Source organism: Bradyrhizobium sp. USDA 4516 (genome assembly GCF_054055915.1).
Genome location: NZ_JBSRXT010000001.1, coordinates 8,928,989 through 8,945,460 on the forward strand (window position 1 = coordinate 8,928,989; position 16,472 = coordinate 8,945,460).

A 16,472-nucleotide genomic window follows, 5' to 3' on the forward strand; every position below is an offset into this window, starting at 1 on the left:
GCCTGTTTTCTTGCCCGTGTGCCGTTGTCAGCCGACATTTGCGGCAGGACCGGCGCCGACTGCAAGCAGGATTTATGCGGCGGTCGATGCCTTCCGGATCCAGACCTTGTTGTCGTGGAACGCGGCGCCGCCGAGTGGTGCGACGGCCTCCGCCCCGGTCAGCATGTTGATGCCGCGCCCGCCGATATGGGACTTGTTCGGATGGATCGACTCGGCGATCAGCACGCCGCGGCGAACGCCGTCGAACAGTTTTGCGGTCAGCGTGGTCTCGCCGCGCATGTTGCCGAGCGTCACCGCGTCGCCATCGGCGATCAAGAGATCAGCCGCATCGTCGGGATGGATCATCACGGTCGGCGCGCCCTCGCGGGCCTGCGACGACGGCGTTTCGTTGAAGCTGGTGTTGAGGAAGCTGCGGGACGGCGAGGTCGCGAGCCGGAACGGATGCTGCGCATCCGCCTCCTCGATGATGGTCCAGTGGTCGGGCAGCGAGGGCATCTTGTCCCATGCGCCCATCAGCCCGCCGGTGCCGACCGGCACCTTGCCCCAATCGACCTTGAAGTGGAACTTCTTGTCGGCATGGGCAAAGCCGTCGAGATAATGCGAGGTGCGGAAATCAGGCTGCAGATCGCGCCACAGCTCGGCTTCGAGCGTGTCGATGTCGCCGTGGCCGCTCTTCTTCAGCGTCGCATCGATCAGCTGGCGCGGCGTCATGTCGAAACCGGGATGCACGGCATTGAGCCGGCGGCCGAGCCCCTGCATCACCTCGTGATTGGAGCGGCACTCGCCGGGCGGATCGATCAGCTTCGGGCCGACCGAGATGTGCTGATGACCGCCGCCGTAATAGAGGTCGTCGTGCTCCATAAACATCGTTGCCGGCAGCACGATATCGGCCATCTGCGCCGTCTCGGTCATGAACTGCTCGTGCACCGCGACGAACAGATCCTCGCGCGCAAAGCCCCGGCGCACCAGCGCCTGCTCGGGCGCCACCGTCATCGGGTTGGTGTTCTGGATCAGCATTGCCTTGACCGGGCCGCCGCCCCTGAGCGCCTCGGCATCGCCGGTCAGGATGCGGCCGATCTTGGACTGATCGAGCACCCGCGTCGAGGGATCGATCGCGTCGTGGCCTTCGATGATCGACTCGTCGAAACGCCAGATTGCGGCATTGTTGAAGAACGCGCCGCCGCCCTCATATTGCCAGGCACCGGTGACCGCGGGGATGCACGAGGCCGCGTGCATCTGGGCGGCGCCGTTGCGGCTACGGGTGAAGCCGTAGCCGAGACGGAAGAACGAGCGCTTGGTCGTCCCGACCAGCCGCGCGAACGCCTCGATCTCGTCGACCGGCACGCCCGAGATCGCTGAAGCCCATTGCGGCGTGCGCGTCTTCAGATGCGCCTCCAACTCGTCCGGGCAGTCGGTATAGCGCGCAAGATAATCGCGATCGGCAAATCCCTCGCGGAACAGCACATGCATCACAGCGCAGGCGAACGCGCCGTCCGTCCCCGGCCGCAGCAGGATCTTGATGTCGGCCTGCTTCATGGTCTCGTTGTTGTAGACGTCGACCGCCGCGATCTTCGCGCCGCGCTCCTTGCGCGCGCGGGATGCATGCGTCATCACATTGACCTGGGTGTTCACCGGATTGGTGCCCCAGATCACGACGAGGTCGGAGACGCCCATCTCGCGCGGATCGACGCCGGCGATCTTGCCGGTCCCGGCGGCAAAGCCGATGCGCGCGATGGTTGCGCAGATCGTGCCGTAGAAGCGCGAATACTTCTTCACATGCGACAGCCGGTTGAGGCCGTCGCGCATCACCAGCCCCATCGTGCCGGCGTAGTAATAGGGCCAGACCGACTCGGCGCCGAACTCCCGCTCGGCCGCGTCGAAGCGCGCCGCGATCTCGTCCAGTGCCTCGTCCCAGGAGATCCGCGCGAACAGGCCGGAGCCCTTCGGGCCGGTCCGGCGCAGCGGATACATCAGCCGCTCGGCGTGATGAATCCGCTCGGCATAGCGCGCCACCTTGGCGCAGACCACACCGGCCGTATAGGTCTGCTGCTTTGAGCCGCGCACCCTCCCGATCGAGCGTCCCTCGATCACCTCGACGTCGAGCGCACATGCCGAGGGGCAGTCGTGCGGACAGGTGGAATGGCGGATGTCGACCTTGGCATGCTGGTTCATGGCCAAATTGGTAACATCAAATGCCGCCTCCGCCGAGGGGCATTATCGACCCAGCCGGCGCGAAATCCGGGCACGTGCCATGCGGCAGGCGCCCGGACGGGCAGCTATTGGCCTGAGCCGTCCCATCAGACGCGGAAGATGCGGGTGTAGTGCGATTTGATCGATTCCCCTTCCCGCTCCACCGCCACCGGATCGTCCTTCATGGTCCTGATGTCCTTTAGCGGCCTGCGTCCAGCCTTCTCCTTGGCCTGTGCATGGACGGATCTGAGGCCGCCGATCTCGACATTGAGCTGCTGGCCCTCACGCCCGAGCGCGAACGACTGGAACAGCCTCGCGGCATTCGGATGCGGACAGTCCTTGAAGATCCCGTTGGGGCCGACAATGATCGGCGACCCCTCGGTGGCGTAGACCGGCTCGACCGGGCGGCCGGCCTCCTTCATCTGGAAGATGTTGTATTCGTTGCCGTCGGCCATCACCGCACGCTCGCCGAGATCGAGCTTCTTGGGTGGATCCGTCGAGGACTGCACCTGCATGATGTTCTGCTTGGCGAGCTTCTCGAAGAAGCTCCAGCCGAGATCGCGCTGCATCTGATAGGTCGCGGTCATGATGGTGCCGCTATAGCCGGGATGCGCCTTGACGATCTTGCCCTTCCATTTCGGATCGAGCAGATCGGCAAAGCTCTGGGGCGCCTCCTCGGCCTTCACGAGATTGGTATTGTAGGCAATGATCGACAACCAGACCCGGAAGCTTGCGAATTGCCCGTCCGCGTCGCGATGCTCCTCGGGGTAGTATTTCGCGACCTCCTCCGGAACATAGGGCGCGAGAATGCCGTCGCGCTTCCACACAATGAAATGCGCGGCGTCGGAGGAATTGACGACGTCGACGGCATGAATGTTGCTGGAATATTCCTGGCCGACCCGCTGGAACACGCGCTCGGCGCCGGTGCGTTCGACGCGCACGGTGATATCGGGATATTTCGCTTCAAATGCCCTTGCCAGCTTCTCGGCAACCGGCAGATCGGTCGACGTGTAGTAGACGACCTGCCCCTCTTTCTTCGCCGCTTCGATCAACGTCTGCGTCACCGGTTCCGCAGGTGGCGCGGCGGCCATCACGCGCGTTGAAAGGGCGGCCCCGGCCAGCACCGTGCCCGAGCCCTTCAGCATGTCGCGGCGCGATAGCCCAAGATGTTTCCTCATATGATTCCCCGCACGCGATGGCGAAGTTTGAGTACACCGTCCTCCCGCTCTTATTCCGATGCGCGAAAACGGAGTCTGTCGTCGACAGAGGCTTCAGGTTGCAGCTAGACTTCTGATCAAGAAACAAGACTAAAGTTGGGGGATTCAGTCAATGGTGAGCCTGCGATACGCCTTGGTGTTTGTCGCGGCGTTGCTGACCGTGTCCATGTCAGGCTCATATGCTGACGCCGAAGACTATCCTGCACGGCCGGTCAGGATCATCGTTCCCTTCGGTCCCGGCGGTCCGGCCGACGTCGTCGCGCGACAAATCGGCAGCATCTTGCAGGAAAGCCTCGGCCAGCCCTTCGTGGTGGAAAACCGCACCGGCGCCGGCGGCGTGATCGGCACGCTCGAGGTCGCAAAGGCACCGGCCGACGGCTACACCCTCCTGATGATGTCGAACACCCAGACCGCGAACGAATCGCTGGTACCGCAGCGCAAATATGAGCTGATGCGCGACCTGACGCCGATCGCGTCGTTGAACACTTCGGATCTCGTGATCGTGGTCCACCCCGCCGTGCAGGCAAAGACCTTGCAGGAGTTCATCGCCCTCGCAAAGGCCCAGCCCGGAAAGCTGAACTATGCGTCGTCAGGTCAGGGCACGCCGTATCACATGGCGGGCGAGCTGTTCAAAGCCATGGCCGGGATCGACGTCGTGCACGTGCCCTACCGCAACAGCGGCGAAGCCCGCGGCGGCGTCATCGGCGGCCAGGTCCAGATGATGATCGATGCCGTTCCCGCGATGGCGCCGAATGTCGCCGAAAACCAGGTGCGAGCGCTCGCAACGACCGGCAAGACTCGTTCGACGGTGCTGCCCAACGTTCCGACGGTGATCGAGGCGGGCGTGTCCGGCTATGAGGCGACGATCTGGCTCGGCCTGATGGCTCCGGCGGGCACGCCGAAGCCGATCGTCGACAAGCTCAACGCGGCGGTGAATGCGGCGATCAGGCGGCCGGAGCTCGAGAAGCTCTGGGCCGCGCAGGGCGCGGTGCCGATGACCATGACGCCGGAGGCGTTCGGCGCATTCCTGCGCGCCGATATCGTGAAGTGGGCAGGCGTCGTCAAAAGGCTGGACAAGCCCCAGTAAGCGCGCAGCGGCAAAGACCGCGAGCGAAGGAACAGTGCACATGAAGACGTTGAACATCCTGAGCGGCGGTGCGGCGCAGGGCCTTGTGCGCAGCCTCGCGCCAGCATTTGAAGCTGAAACCGGCCTCGGCATTGCCGGCGATTTTGGCGCGGTCGGCGCCATGGCCGACAGATTGCGCGCCGGCGTACCGACCGACATCGTCATCCTGACCGCCGCTCTGATCGCGAAGCTCGCCGATGAAGGGCTGGTTTTGCGCAGCTCGATCACGGACATCGGCCGGGTTGAAACCGCCCTCGCAGTTCGGGCCGGCGCTCCATTGGTCGGGGCCGACGACGCGGCCAGCTTGCGTGCGGCGTTGCTCGCGGCGGACGCGATCTTCGTGCCCGATACGAAGGCGTCGACGGCCGGAATTCATGTCGTCAAGCTGCTGGCGCAGCTCGGCATCGCTGATGTCGTCGCGGATCGACTGAGAATCTTTCCGAATGGCGCGACCGCGATGCGGCATCTGGCGGAGTCCAATGACCGGCAGCCGATCGGTTGCACGCAATCGACCGAGATCATCAGCACCATTGGCGTCGTGCTGTCGGGCGCCTTGCCGTCGGAATGCGGGCTCGCGACGATGTATACGGCTGCGATCCCGACGCAGGCATCGTCGGCATCGCAGGCGCAACGCCTGATCGCGCTACTGACGTCGCCGGAAACGTCTGAGGCCCGCAGCCAGGCTGGCTTTGTCTCGTCGTAGACACTGCCGCCCAGTGCGGGGTGACTTTACGTTGAATCGAGCGGCGGACTCTGCTTCACCTCGCCCCGCGTGCGGGGAGAGGTCGGAACGCATCGTTAGATGCGTTCCGGGTGAGGGGGGCTCTCCGCAAATGCAGCTAGCTCCGAATACGCAGAAAGAGCCCCTCACCCCAACCCTCTCCCCGTAAGAACGGGGCGAGGGAGCACAGCGCCGCCGCGGCGCTGTTCGACCCAATCTCATCGCGCTCTAGGTGTCTGGTCCCGGAGTGTGGGGGAATCAGCCAAACTGGTCCTTCATTCCGGGAGGACCTATGGCCAGATACTCCATGGCAGCGCCACGACCACGCACGCGATCCGAGCGGCAATACAGCGATCGAAGGCTCCGCTCAAAGAGCTAGCCGCCCAGCACGGGCTCAACCAAAAGACGGTCGCCAAGTGGCGTAAGCGCACCTTTGTCCACGATGCGCCGATGGGGCCAAAGACCGTGCGCTCGACCGTGCTTTCTGCCGAGGAAGAGGCGATGGTCGTCGCCTTCCGCAAGCACACGCTCCTGCCTTTGGATGACTGTCTCTATGCGCTGCAGGCGACGATCCCGCATCTCACGCGCTCGTCCTTGCACCGCTGCCTGCAACGTCACGGGATCAGCCGCTTACCCGAGATCGCCGGCGACAAGCCCGCCAGGCACCCCTTCAAGCGCTACGCCATTGGCTACTTCCACATCGATATCGCTGAGGTCCGCACCGAGGAAGGCAAACTCTATCTCTTCGTGGCGGTGGACCGGACCGCCAAATACGCCTTCGCCCGGCTGGTGAAGAAGGCCACGGGTGCAGCAGCCAGGGCCTTCCTCGAAGAACTGGTGGCGGCCGTCCCTTTCCGGATCCACACTGTACTGACCGACAACGGTATCCAGTTCGCCGACCTGCCTAAGAATCGTGATGGCGCCACTGCAAGCTGGCGCGGCCATCCCTTCGACCGGGCCTGCCTGGGACACGGCATCGAGCATCGCCTGACCAAGCCCAATCATCCTTGGACTAACGGTCAGGTCGAGAGAATGAACCGCACGCTCAAGGAGGCAACCGTCCGGCGATACCACTACGAGACCCACGAGCAATTGGAAGATCACCTCGCTGCCTTCCTTGATGCTTACAACTTCGCCAGACGCCTTAAGACCCTGCGTGGTCTCACGCCCTATGAAGCTATCTGCAAAGCATGGGCCGACGAACCAAACCGCTTCAGGATCGATCCCATCCACTTGACCTCGGGACTGAACACCTAGCCCGCCAATTGCGTGAGACCGGTCGGCGGTCCATCGACCGCGGTCCAGCCGCCGTCGACGAACAGCGTGCTGCCGCTGACATAGCTCGCCGCGTCCGATGCAAGGTAGGCGACCGCGGTCGCGACCTCGTCGGCGCTGCTCCAGCGATTGAACACCGTATGACCGGCATAGAGGTTGTAGATATCGGGCCGCTGCTTGAACGGACCGGTCAATGCGGTCTCCGCGATGCTCGGCGCGATCGCATTGACGCGAACGCCGGATCGCCCGACCTCGGACGCAAAGCCCTTGACCAGAAGGCCGATCGCCGCCTTGGTCGATCCATAGACTGCAAGTCCCGGCTCGATGGTCACGGCACGCACCGAGGAGCATGCAATCAGGCTGCCGCCCTGTTGCTTGACCATGGTGCGACCGAACGCCTGAAAGAACCAGACCGTGCCCTTGACGTTGAGGTTGATGACGCGGTCGAGATCCTCCTCGGTGTAATCGAGGATGGTCTTGCGGATATTCAGTCCCGGCGTCGTCACCGCGATGTCGATCCGCGTGAATTCCGCCAGCGCCCTCGCCGCCAGCGCCTCGACGTCGGCACGATCGGCCGCATCGCAGCTGGCTGACGTTGCCGATCCGCCCTGCTGCCGGATTGCAGCGGCCGTTGCCTCCGCGCCTTCCTGTGCGCGATCGGCGCAGAGCACGCGCGCGCCGAGCGAGGCCAGCGCTTCGGCCGAGGATTTGCCGATTCCTGAGGCCGCTCCCAGCACGACGGCGGTCTTGCCGGTGAGATCGAATAGCTTGCGATAGTCGGTCACGTGAATCCTCCCTTCGGCGACGCATGCCGGAATGCAACACTTTCCCGATTTGCTTCAGGTTCGACACCGAGGGCAAGCGCCATCTTGCGCAAGCGTGGCAAACGCGTCAGCATTGTGGGCAGAAGCGCGCCTGCGCCAGCTCCGTCAAGAAAGGGCACCCGTCGTGAGGATCATTGACCTGAGCCGAGAGCTCTATCACCGCACGCCGAGCTATCCCGGCCATCCGCCCATCATGCACGGGATGTGGAAGAACCACGAGGAAGCCCTGGCGGAATCGAGAAACGTCTATGGTCTGGCATCGATGTTCATCTCGATGCCTGACCACGGCGGAACCCACATCGACGCGCCACGGCATTTCGGCCCCAGCGGCATACCGATCAATGAATATCCGCTGGAAAAGTGCATTGTACCGGGCATCTGTCTCGACCTTCGCCACATTGCGCCGCGTGCCGAGATCACCCCTTCCGACCTCGAAACTGCCGTGACGAAGGCCGGACAACCGATCCCGATGGGCGGCACCGTCCTGCTCTGCACCGGCCACCATGCCCGGACGTTTCCGCGCAAGGAATATGCGACCGACAATTCCGGCGTGAATGTCGCGGCGACCGAGTGGCTGGCGCAACAAGGCATCGTTCATTTCGGTATCGACTCGATGCGTCCAGGTCCCGACAGCGACGAGAACCTGCTCGTCCACAAGGCCTGCCTCGATCTCGACATCACCCACATCGAAAGCCTGTGCAATCTGGAAGCCCTGCTCGGCCAGGGGCAATTCACCTTTATCGGTCTGCCGATGAAATGGCGCGACGGGACGGCGTCGCCGATCCGCGCCGTAGCGGTATTCGACCTTTAGATCGTGATGCGGGGGCATATCCGATGACAGGTAGATCAGCCGGTCCCTCGCGTCGTTCGATCCTGAAAGGGTGCAGCGCGCTTGCGATCGCTGGTCTTGCCGGGCAGGCCAAGGCCGCCGGCTACCCGGAACGCCCGATCAAGGTCATCGTGCCGTTTGCGCCGGGCGGACCGACCGACATCATGGCCCGCATCCTCGGCACCCATCTTGGCGAAGCGCTCGGCGGGACCATCGTGGTTGAGAACCGCCCCGGTGGCGGTGGCAATATCGGAATCGGCATTGCCGCACATGCCGAGCCCGACGGCTATACGCTCCTGATCACGTCGAGCGCCTACGTCGTCAATCCCGGCCTCTACGCCAAGATCCCGTACGATCCGGTCAGGGACTTCGCGCCGATTGCCGAGCTTGGCACGTCACCGAACGTGATCCTGGTCGATCCGAAGCTCGGGATCAATTCAATCGCCGAGCTGATCGCACGCGCAAAGGTCCACCCGGACGAACTGAACTATGCCAGCCCAGGCCTCGGGACGACGCCACATCTCGCCGGCGAGCTGCTCAAGATCATGGGCCAGCTCCAGATGACACATGTGCCGTTCTCGGGCGCCGGTCCCGCCATCCAGGCGATCCTGGGCGGAACGACCCAGGTCGCCTTCGCGGCGCTTCCGCCTGCCCATCCGCACATCGAGTCAGGGGCATTGAAAGCATTGGCGGTCACCGGAACCCATCAATGGTTCGATTTGCCTGATGTGCCGACCATGATCGAGCTCGGCTACAGGGATTTCGTCTCCGACACCTTTCAGGGTTTTCTCGCGCCTGCGAATACGCCCTCCTCCGTTGTCGCGTTGCTGTCGGCGAAATCGATCGAGATTCTGAAGACGCCGAAGATCGCGGAACAGCTGCGCAACGACGGCTTCGAGGTGCTTGCGAACGGGCCCGATGGCATGCGCAGGCGTATTGCTGACGAAGTGACGAAATGGCGCGACATCATCGCAAAGGCGGGGATCAAGCCGGTCTGAGCAGATCAACATTGCGCGACACGCACAGCGTGTGATCTTGCGAGCACTAGCCAGCATCCCTAGGCTCCCCCTCCAGAACAAAACAACCAGGGAGGCGATCGTCATGACCACAAGGCGGGATTTCCTGAAAGCGGGAGCAACGGCGGCGGCAGGGATCGTGTTCTGCGGCTGCGGGCTCATCCACAACGCAAATGCGCAGCAATCGCGCCAGCAGTTGCCGGTCACGGTCAACGGCAAACGTGTCAAGACGATCGACATTCACGCGCATTGCCATTTCCGCGAGGCGGGCGCGCTGCTCGGCGCGGACGCCGGAAAATATCAACTGCCACCGGTCAACGGCGCCTCCGAGGCCTTTGTCGAGATCGACAAGCGGCTGGCTGCGATGGACGCGCAGGCCGTCGACATGGAGGTGCTTTCGATCAATCCGTTCTGGTACGAACGCGACCGCGACCTTGCCGCGCAGATCGTGAAAATCCAGAATGAAAAGCTCGCCGAACTGTGTGCCTCGAAGCCCGACCGGTTCGCGGCTTTCGCCTCGCTGACGCTGCAGGCTCCGGACCTTGCGGTGCAGGAGCTGGAGACGGCGGTGAAAAAGCAGGGGCTGAAAGGCGCGGCGATCGGCGGTGTCGTCGATGGCGTCGAATTCTCCGACCCGAAGTTTCATCCGGTATGGGCGAAGACCGAGGAGCTCGGCGTCCCGCTGTTCATCCATCCGCAGGGCGTGCCCGAGCTCAACAAGCGGCTCTCCGGCAATGGGTGGCTCGGCAACACGATCGGCAATCCGCTCGAGACGACGATCGCACTCTCCCATTTGATCTTCGAGGGCACGCTCGATCGCTTCCCGGGGCTGAAAATCATCGCCGCACATGGCGGCGGTTATCTCGGCTCGTACGCCGACCGCTCGGACCATGCCTGTCTGGTTGGACCCAAGGGATGCAATCCGGAGATCAAGCTCCAGAAGGCGCCGGCGGAGTATCTGAAGCAGATTTATTTCGACTCTCTGATCTTCACGCCGGAGGCGATCAGGCACCTCGTCGCCCAGGTTGGCGCCAGTCAGATCGTGCTGGGAAGCGACTATCCCTATCCATGGCAACTGGCACCGGTCGACCACATCTTCGCCTCGTCGTCGCTGAGCGACGATGACAAAGCCAATATTCTCGGGCGGACCGCAGCAAAGCTGCTTGGCGTAGCCGCGTGAGGACGGCTTGCTGCTGGACAAGCGGCTGTCGTCGCGCCTTGCCGCGCAACGACAGCATCAACGATCAGTAGGCCTTCACCGTCCGGATCTCGCTGCCCGGCCGAATCGTTGGTGCCACCCGCGCGATATTGGGTATCGGATCAGTGTAGACGGTGTCGGTTCCGACGAACTCGGCTTGCGCCGCGTCCGATATCCATCTGACCGCCGCCGGACGACTGACCAGCATCCCGATCAACGCAACGACGACGAGCAACGGCAACGCGACAAGCTTGATGCTGAAGCTTTGGTAATTGTGCTGTGGGTCCTGGCGTCGCTTGTCGAAAGAGCTCTGCATGGATTCGTCCATATTGTGCTCCCCTGACGCGTCACTTACCGCAGCGCACGCAAGGCCGATGTGAATGGCTTCACAGGCCTTGTTCAGCTCACCGTTTCGTGAAATGCGCGACCAACCGGGCAGCCGGCGCGACTACTCGCCGTCGTTCGCCCCGGCGTCGACCAGTTCCTGGAGCGTCTCCGGCTTCAGCACGACGATCGCGCCATGCTCGAGCCTGACCCAACCGCGTATCGCCCACGCGCGGAGCTGCTTGTTGATGCTCTCGCGCGTCATCCCGACCATCTCGCTGATCTCCTGCTGGGTGATCGAGATGGTGCGTCCTTGCGGCTTGTGCTTGTCGCTCAGGCGCAGCAGCGCGCTGGCCAAACGGCCGGGCAAGTTCTGCAGGATGACCTGCTCGACCTGATCGCTGGTCCGGCGCAGTCTTTCACAAAGCAGCTCGATGAACTTCATCGCAAGCGTCGGCTGGCTGCGCACGAACGGAATGAACTCGCGCCGGTCAATGACGAACAGCTCGCAATTGGTGTTGGCGGTGGCATCGGCCGTCCGCGACAAGCCGTCGAGCAGCGCGATCTCGCCGAATATCTCTCCGGCCTCGATCAGGTTCAAAATCGCGTTGCGACCATCCGGCGACGAGATGCTGATCTTGACCGTGCCCGAGATCACCGCAATCAGGCTGGTGCCCGGATCGCCCTTGGAAAAGATCGTCGTGCCCCGCTTCAGCGTGGTGTGCTTGGCGTAGCGGCAGAGCTGATCGAATGCCTCGGGCTCGAGATCGGCGAAATAGGGATGCTTGCGCAACACCGACAGCTTGTTGTTCGAAAACAACGGCGCGCCGGAAGTTCGTTCTATGGGCGACGCACCGGTCATCGTGATCCAGACTGATTGTGTTGCGTTCAATCGGCCCGCCAGCACAGCGGACGCCGACAAAGCCATCGATCAATGAAAGCAGACGGAAGTATAGCCCCCCCGGGGCCCTACAGCAACAAAGGTCCGGGCCCGCGCAGTTGGGACAGAAGGCATCCAAGGTACAATTTGGAATAAATCTGCGTCGATGCAACGCTCAATTGCAGCTGCGGGCTGCCCTTGATCTGACATGCTCGGCCGATCCGCAACAATCTCGCCTGGTGGATCCGTCTGTACGAGGGGTCAACGCGGCCAACTCACAGCAGCTTGCCGTCTGGCCCAAAGAACGGATGCGGCCCGTCAAACTGACCGATCGGGACCTGGTGCGTGACCAACTGTCCAAAATCCGGCCCGGAAAACCACGTGTGCACGTGAAACGCCGGCGGTTCCACCTTGAACGATGGCTCGCGGAGCTGTCCGAGGTCAAGGTCGACCGCATGGTTCGGCGCGGGGCACAATGTCACGGGAATCCCGGCGAAGGAAGTCAGCATGGCACGATGCACATGCCCGCAGCCGATCAAACGCGCCCGCGGGTGACGCCTGATGATTGCTGCCAGTTCTGCGGCATTGAAAAGGTCCTGGCGGTCCATGTGCCAGATACCGCCCTTGAACGGCGGGTGATGCAGGAAAAGCAGCGCGGGCCGGTCTGCTGCCGCCAGTGTCGCGTCCAGCCATTGCAGCGTCGACGGTTCGAGCATGCCATGAGGCTTCCCGGCAACGCTTGAGTCAAGCAGCAGCAGATCGAGGCCATTCACCTCGATCTGCTGGTCGAGCGGGCCTGTCGCGTGAACATAGGGTGCGGCAGGAAACGCGGCGCGCATCCACGCACGCGAGTCGTGATTGCCGGGAATTCCGGCAAACGGAACGCGCAGCGGCGCGAGCAGTCGTTTGAGATAGTCGTATTCCTCGACCGACGGCGTATCGACAAGGTCACCCGAGATGACGACGAAATCAGGCGCCGGCTCGAATGCGCCGAGCGCGGCCACGCAGCGTTCAAGCGCCTTCGCGGTATCGACCCGGCCATAGGCCAACGCTCCCGGCGGCTTGATGTGGAGGTCGGAAATCTGGGCGATGAGGACCGGTTTCGACGGCATCGATCAATCTCGTGGTTCGGAGGAAAGCAGACGGACAGCGTCGGGCGCAATCGAAAGCCCGACACGATCGCCGATCCTGGCTTGAATCGTGTTGGGAGCGTCGACATTGAGCGGCTTGCTCGATGCATCACTCACGACGAGCCGCTGCCGGTCGCCGATGAAGCTGACGGAATCGACGATTCCCGAGAGTATCCCCTCGCCCGCCTCCGTCACGCGAATGGTTTCAGGGCGGATCATGACGGTCGCGTTCGCGGTCGTCGCGCCACCCTCGATCGGCAGTCGCCCGCCGGGCAGGATCAACACGCCGTTCTCGATCGGAGCCTCGACAATGTTCGCCGCTCCGATGAACTCCGCCACAAACCGGTCCTTCGGCGCGAAGTAGACCTCGCGCGGCGTGCCGATCTGGGCGATTGCGCCTTTCCGCATCACGACAATCCGGTCGCCCAATTCCATGGCTTCGGCCTGATCGTGGGTGACATAGATCGTCGTGATCCCAAGCGCGCGCAACAGCCGGTTGAGCTCGCCGCGCAGCCGGTCCCGCAGCGCGGCGTCGAGCGCGGTCAAGGGCTCGTCGAGCAGCAAAATCCCGGGCCGGATCGCGACGGCACGTGCCAGTGCGACGCGCTGACGCTGGCCGCCCGAAAGCTGGTCGATGCGGCGATTCTCCAATCCCGTGATGTTCGTCAGAGCAACCAGCTCGGCGACGCGTGCGGCACGCTCGCCCCTGGCAACACCACGGATCTTCAGCCCGTAGGCGATATTGTCCGCCACCGTCATGTTGGGGAACAGGGCGTAGGACTGGAACACCATCCCGACATTGCGCCGCTCGATCGGGACCGAGGTCATGTCCTTGCCGTCGAACAGGACCTTGCCGCCGACATCCGGCAGCTCGAGCCCTGCGATGATGCGCAGCATCGTGGTCTTGCCGCAGCCGGACGGCCCAAGCAGCACCAGCGTCTCGCCGCGCGCAATGTCGAGGGTTGCGGGATCGAGCGCGCGCGTGCCGTCGGCAAAGGTCTTGCCGCACGCCTCGATCCGCACCGCTGCGCCATGCCCGGCCGTGCTCATCGCTTGTGATCCCTGTCGGCCAGCAGCTGCATCGCGACCAGCAGCGGAATGATCATCACGAAGAAGATCAACGTATAGGCCGACGCCACCTCGAGCCGCATCGAGGCGTAGCTGTCGGCGAGCCCGATCGGCAGTGTCTTCGTCAACGGCGTATGCAGCATCCAGGTCAGGTTGAATTCGCCGAGCGACAGCGTGACCACCATCAACGCGCCGGCGAGAATTCCCGGCAGTGCGTTCGGCACGATGACGTCGCGGAAGCGTCGCCATGGCGACGCCCCCAGCGAAGCCGCCCCCTCATCCAGCGTCTTGATGTCCACGGTTGCGAACACCGCCATCACCGACCGCACCATGAACGGCATAGTGAAGATCACGTGGCCGACCAGGATGAACAGCCAGGAACGGCGAAAGTCGCCGAAGCTGCCATAGGCGAGCAGCAGTGCAAGCGCAATCGCAAGTCCGGGGATCGCCAAGGGCAGCGTAATGATCTCCTCGACGATGCGCGCAAGCCGGCCTCCCCGCGCATGCAGCGCATAGGCTGCGGGAACGCCGGCGAGCAGCGTGACGGCAAGGGTCGCGAATGCGATCACGAAGGAGAGCAGGATGGTGCCGGCATAGAGCTCCCAGACCTGCGCGACCCATTGCAGGGTCACGCCGGATTGGATGCCCCGGAAGTAGTTCACGGTGACGCCGGCGGAGATCGACAAACCCGCGGGGACCACCAGGAAGGCGGCAACGAGCAGCGTGAAGATGAACTGGCCGCCGAAGATCAAGCGATCGCGCATGCGTTCACCCGGCCGCCGCGACCGCGCTACCGCTGAACGAGCGGGCGAGCGCGAGGATGAGCCAGGTGATCAGGCCAAGTCCCACCGACAGCGCGGCCGAGGTCGCGAAATTGGCGGCCAGCGTGAACTCGGTATAGATCAGCATCGGAAGCACATCGATATTCGTCGCCAGCGTAAACGCAGTCCCGAAGGCCCCCATCGCGGTCGCAAATGCGATCGCGCCGGACGCAACGAAGGCCGGCGCGAGCGCGGGCAGCACGACGTCACGCTGGACCGCCCAGGGGCTGGCGCCGAGCGAACGCGCGGCTTCCTCCAGACCGACATCGAGCTTTTGCACGGCCGCCATGATGGTGAGGATCACGCGCGGGATCGAGAAGTAGAGATAGCCGAGGAACAACCCGTAGATCGAATAGGCGAAGACGAATTTCTCGCCGAAGATCCGGTTCGACAGATCGCCGATCAGCCCCTGCCGCCCGGCCAACAGAATGATCATGAAGCCGACCACCACGCCGGGAAACGCCAGCGGAAAAGTCAGCGTCGCGATCAGCACGGCCCGCCCTGGAAAGCGGTGCCGCTGCAGAAACATTCCGGCAATCGTCGCCACGATCAGCGTGACGACCGTCGTTGCCGCCGCCAGCAACACAGTATTGATCAGCGTCGCGCGATAACGAGCTTCGGTCAGGATGGCGAGATATTCGGCGAGCCCGTGCGGTCCTTCGGCGCCCGCAACCACCAGCCGTGCCATCGGCAGCAGGAAGAATGCCGTGGTCACGACCGCGAGCGGCAGCAGGCAAAGCCAAACGAAGGATTTTTGCGACATCGGAAGAATGGTGCCCCGGCGAAGGGCACCATATTGCCTCAGCGAACCTCGGCGAGATAGCGGTCGACGAAGGCTTTTTGCACGTTTTCCATCTCGCCCCAGTCGACGCTCTTGGCGCGGGCGTAGTCGCTGTCGGGGAGGAATTTCCCCTTCACGGAAGCCGGCAGCTCGATCGGACGGGCCGGACGCAGATAGGCATTGGTCCAGATCGCCTGCCCTTTGTCGGACAAGAGATAGTCCATCACCTTCTTGGCCTTCTCCTTGTCGGGCGCGTTCTTCACGAGACCAACGACATAGGGAAACACCACCGATCCCTCGCAGGGAATCACAAACTCGAAGTTGCCCTTCTCCGAATATTTCGCACGATAGGCATTGAAGTCGTAGTCGAACAGGATCGGCATCTCACCGGAGACGACGCGGGCATACGACGTCTGCTTGGGTACGATAGGATCGTTCTTGCGCAGCTCCTTGAAGAAGCTGATCGCCGGATCGAAGTTGCCTGGCGAGCCGCCGAGCGCCAGATTGACGGCGACCGCGCCGACATAGCCGACCGCCGCCGACGACGGATCGAGATAGCCGACCATCCCCTTGTAGTCGGGCTTCAGGAGATCCTTCCAGCAGGCCGGCACCGGCTTGCCGCCAAGCGCATCCTTGTTCACGAACAGGCCGAGCGTGCCGGAGTGGATCGTGGTCCAGTAGCCATCCGCGTCCTTGAGGCCAGCCGGGACCTGATCCCAATGCGCCGGCTTGTAAGGCTCGAGCGCGTCCTGCGCTTTGGCCTTCATGCCGAAAGTCACGCCGAAATAGCCGATATCGCCGACCGGATTGCTCTTCTCGGCCAGGATCTGGGCCAGTGCCTGACCGGAATTCTTGTTGTCGTGCGGGATATCGTAGTTGAGATCCGCCTTGATCGCCTTCAGCATCGACGCCCAATCCGCCCATTCCGGCGGGCAATTGTAGCAGATCACGTCGGCCGCCCTGGCGGATTGCCACGGCGCGATCAGCATCAGCGCCAGCAACGCAAGGACAAGGCGGACGGTCTTCATGGGAGGCTCCGGTCTGGGAGAGGATGCAATGAGGATTTCAACAT

General features: G+C 63.2%; 17 protein-coding genes. 7 read left to right on the forward strand and 10 right to left on the reverse strand.

Translation table 11 applies throughout. The annotated features are described in order from the left end of the window. Positions 1-72: 72 nt before the first annotated feature. Both ACVI1L_RS41495 and ACVI1L_RS41500 read right to left on the reverse strand, forming a co-directional pair. Entirely contained in the window at positions 73-2,172 is a 2,100-nt protein-coding gene (locus ACVI1L_RS41495; protein ID WP_456785448.1) for a molybdopterin oxidoreductase family protein, read from the reverse strand. Between the two features lie 125 nt (positions 2,173-2,297). Then, entirely contained in the window at positions 2,298-3,368 is a 1,071-nt protein-coding gene (locus ACVI1L_RS41500) for an ABC transporter substrate-binding protein (RefSeq protein WP_456785449.1), read from the reverse strand. A 205-nt stretch (positions 3,369-3,573) separates the two neighbouring features. On the opposite strand from ACVI1L_RS41500, the gene ACVI1L_RS41505 reads away from it, so the two are divergent. The 3 genes from ACVI1L_RS41505 to ACVI1L_RS41515 all read left to right on the forward strand — a co-directional run bounded on the left by ACVI1L_RS41505 (position 3,574) and on the right by ACVI1L_RS41515 (position 6,511). Next, positions 3,574-4,494: a tripartite tricarboxylate transporter substrate binding protein gene (locus ACVI1L_RS41505; protein ID WP_456785675.1), complete on the forward strand. Its 921-nt coding sequence runs from the start codon at positions 3,574-3,576 to the stop codon at positions 4,492-4,494. A 40-nt stretch (positions 4,495-4,534) separates the two neighbouring features. After that, the gene (locus tag ACVI1L_RS41510; protein ID WP_456785450.1) at positions 4,535-5,236 is read left to right on the forward strand and encodes a molybdate ABC transporter substrate-binding protein; all 702 of its coding nucleotides are present in this window, start codon (positions 4,535-4,537) and stop codon (positions 5,234-5,236) included. A 285-nt stretch (positions 5,237-5,521) separates the two neighbouring features. Next, entirely contained in the window at positions 5,522-6,511 is a 990-nt protein-coding gene (locus tag ACVI1L_RS41515) for an IS481 family transposase (protein ID WP_456785676.1), read from the forward strand. On the opposite strand, the gene ACVI1L_RS41520 is transcribed toward ACVI1L_RS41515, so the two are convergent. Beyond that, positions 6,508-7,314, reverse strand: coding sequence for an SDR family NAD(P)-dependent oxidoreductase (locus ACVI1L_RS41520; protein ID WP_456785451.1), 807 nt, complete (start codon positions 7,312-7,314; stop codon positions 6,508-6,510). The two genes, ACVI1L_RS41515 and ACVI1L_RS41520, sit on opposite strands and share 4 nt — an antisense overlap. A 112-nt stretch (positions 7,315-7,426) precedes the next feature. On the opposite strand from ACVI1L_RS41520, the gene ACVI1L_RS41525 reads away from it, so the two are divergent. The 3 genes from ACVI1L_RS41525 (at position 7,427) to ACVI1L_RS41535 (ending at position 10,378) form a co-directional block, all read left to right on the forward strand. Next, complete coding sequence (locus ACVI1L_RS41525; RefSeq protein ID WP_456785452.1) at positions 7,427-8,164, forward strand: cyclase family protein; 738 nt, start codon at positions 7,427-7,429, stop codon at positions 8,162-8,164. A gap of 23 nt (positions 8,165-8,187) precedes the next feature. Next, positions 8,188-9,180 (forward strand): Bug family tripartite tricarboxylate transporter substrate binding protein, encoded by a 993-nt coding sequence (locus tag ACVI1L_RS41530; RefSeq protein ID WP_456785453.1) that lies wholly within the window; start codon positions 8,188-8,190, stop codon positions 9,178-9,180. A 103-nt stretch (positions 9,181-9,283) separates the two neighbouring features. Continuing rightward, positions 9,284-10,378 (forward strand): amidohydrolase family protein, encoded by a 1,095-nt coding sequence (locus tag ACVI1L_RS41535; RefSeq protein WP_456785454.1) that lies wholly within the window; start codon positions 9,284-9,286, stop codon positions 10,376-10,378. Positions 10,379-10,442: 64 nt separating this feature from the next. On the opposite strand, the gene ACVI1L_RS41540 is transcribed toward ACVI1L_RS41535, so the two are convergent. After that, the gene (locus tag ACVI1L_RS41540; protein WP_057020504.1) at positions 10,443-10,724 is read right to left on the reverse strand and encodes a hypothetical protein; all 282 of its coding nucleotides are present in this window, start codon (positions 10,722-10,724) and stop codon (positions 10,443-10,445) included. Between the two features lie 120 nt (positions 10,725-10,844). Further along, positions 10,845-11,516, reverse strand: a complete 672-nt coding sequence (locus ACVI1L_RS41545) for a Crp/Fnr family transcriptional regulator (RefSeq protein WP_229188843.1) — start codon at positions 11,514-11,516, stop codon at positions 10,845-10,847. Between ACVI1L_RS41545 and ACVI1L_RS41550 the strand changes: the two genes are divergently transcribed. Then, positions 11,506-11,658 carry a hypothetical protein gene (locus ACVI1L_RS41550; protein ID WP_225645868.1) on the forward strand — a complete coding sequence of 51 codons (153 nt, stop codon included), beginning with the start codon at positions 11,506-11,508 and terminating at the stop codon, positions 11,656-11,658. The two genes, ACVI1L_RS41545 and ACVI1L_RS41550, sit on opposite strands and share 11 nt — an antisense overlap. Before the next feature lie 217 nt (positions 11,659-11,875). Here ACVI1L_RS41550 and ACVI1L_RS41555 read toward each other — a convergent pair whose 3' ends face one another. The 5 genes from ACVI1L_RS41555 to ACVI1L_RS41575 are packed head-to-tail and all read right to left on the reverse strand — an operon-like array spanning position 11,876 to position 16,428. Continuing rightward, on the reverse strand, positions 11,876-12,712 hold the full coding sequence (locus tag ACVI1L_RS41555) for a phosphodiesterase (RefSeq protein WP_057020505.1): 837 nt from the start codon (positions 12,710-12,712) through the stop codon (positions 11,876-11,878). 3 nt (positions 12,713-12,715) lie between these two features. Beyond that, positions 12,716-13,780: an ABC transporter ATP-binding protein gene (locus ACVI1L_RS41560; protein WP_456785455.1), complete on the reverse strand. Its 1,065-nt coding sequence runs from the start codon at positions 13,778-13,780 to the stop codon at positions 12,716-12,718. Then, positions 13,777-14,562 carry an ABC transporter permease gene (locus tag ACVI1L_RS41565; RefSeq protein WP_456785456.1) on the reverse strand — a complete coding sequence of 262 codons (786 nt, stop codon included), beginning with the start codon at positions 14,560-14,562 and terminating at the stop codon, positions 13,777-13,779. Before ACVI1L_RS41565 ends, ACVI1L_RS41560 begins: the two co-directional genes overlap by 4 nt. 4 nt (positions 14,563-14,566) lie before the next feature. Further along, positions 14,567-15,382 (reverse strand): ABC transporter permease, encoded by an 816-nt coding sequence (locus tag ACVI1L_RS41570; RefSeq protein WP_057020508.1) that lies wholly within the window; start codon positions 15,380-15,382, stop codon positions 14,567-14,569. Positions 15,383-15,420: 38 nt separating this feature from the next. After that, the gene (locus ACVI1L_RS41575; protein WP_069275426.1) at positions 15,421-16,428 is read right to left on the reverse strand and encodes an ABC transporter substrate-binding protein; all 1,008 of its coding nucleotides are present in this window, start codon (positions 16,426-16,428) and stop codon (positions 15,421-15,423) included. Positions 16,429-16,472 lie beyond the last annotated feature (44 nt).

Coding starts and splice junctions, on each gene's coding strand:
- ACVI1L_RS41495 (WP_456785448.1), bottom strand. CDS start 2,172: ATGAACCAGCATGCCAAGGTCGACATCCGCCATTCCACCTGTCCGCAC.
- ACVI1L_RS41500 (WP_456785449.1), bottom strand. CDS start 3,368: ATGAGGAAACATCTTGGGCTATCGCGCCGCGACATGCTGAAGGGCTCG.
- ACVI1L_RS41505 (WP_456785675.1), top strand. CDS start 3,574: ATGTCAGGCTCATATGCTGACGCCGAAGACTATCCTGCACGGCCGGTC.
- ACVI1L_RS41510 (WP_456785450.1), top strand. CDS start 4,535: ATGAAGACGTTGAACATCCTGAGCGGCGGTGCGGCGCAGGGCCTTGTG.
- ACVI1L_RS41530 (WP_456785453.1), top strand. CDS start 8,188: ATGACAGGTAGATCAGCCGGTCCCTCGCGTCGTTCGATCCTGAAAGGG.
- ACVI1L_RS41535 (WP_456785454.1), top strand. CDS start 9,284: ATGACCACAAGGCGGGATTTCCTGAAAGCGGGAGCAACGGCGGCGGCA.
- ACVI1L_RS41540 (WP_057020504.1), bottom strand. CDS start 10,724: ATGGACGAATCCATGCAGAGCTCTTTCGACAAGCGACGCCAGGACCCA.
- ACVI1L_RS41555 (WP_057020505.1), bottom strand. CDS start 12,712: ATGCCGTCGAAACCGGTCCTCATCGCCCAGATTTCCGACCTCCACATC.
- ACVI1L_RS41560 (WP_456785455.1), bottom strand. CDS start 13,780: ATGAGCACGGCCGGGCATGGCGCAGCGGTGCGGATCGAGGCGTGCGGC.
- ACVI1L_RS41565 (WP_456785456.1), bottom strand. CDS start 14,562: ATGCGCGATCGCTTGATCTTCGGCGGCCAGTTCATCTTCACGCTGCTC.
- ACVI1L_RS41570 (WP_057020508.1), bottom strand. CDS start 15,382: ATGTCGCAAAAATCCTTCGTTTGGCTTTGCCTGCTGCCGCTCGCGGTC.
- ACVI1L_RS41575 (WP_069275426.1), bottom strand. CDS start 16,428: ATGAAGACCGTCCGCCTTGTCCTTGCGTTGCTGGCGCTGATGCTGATC.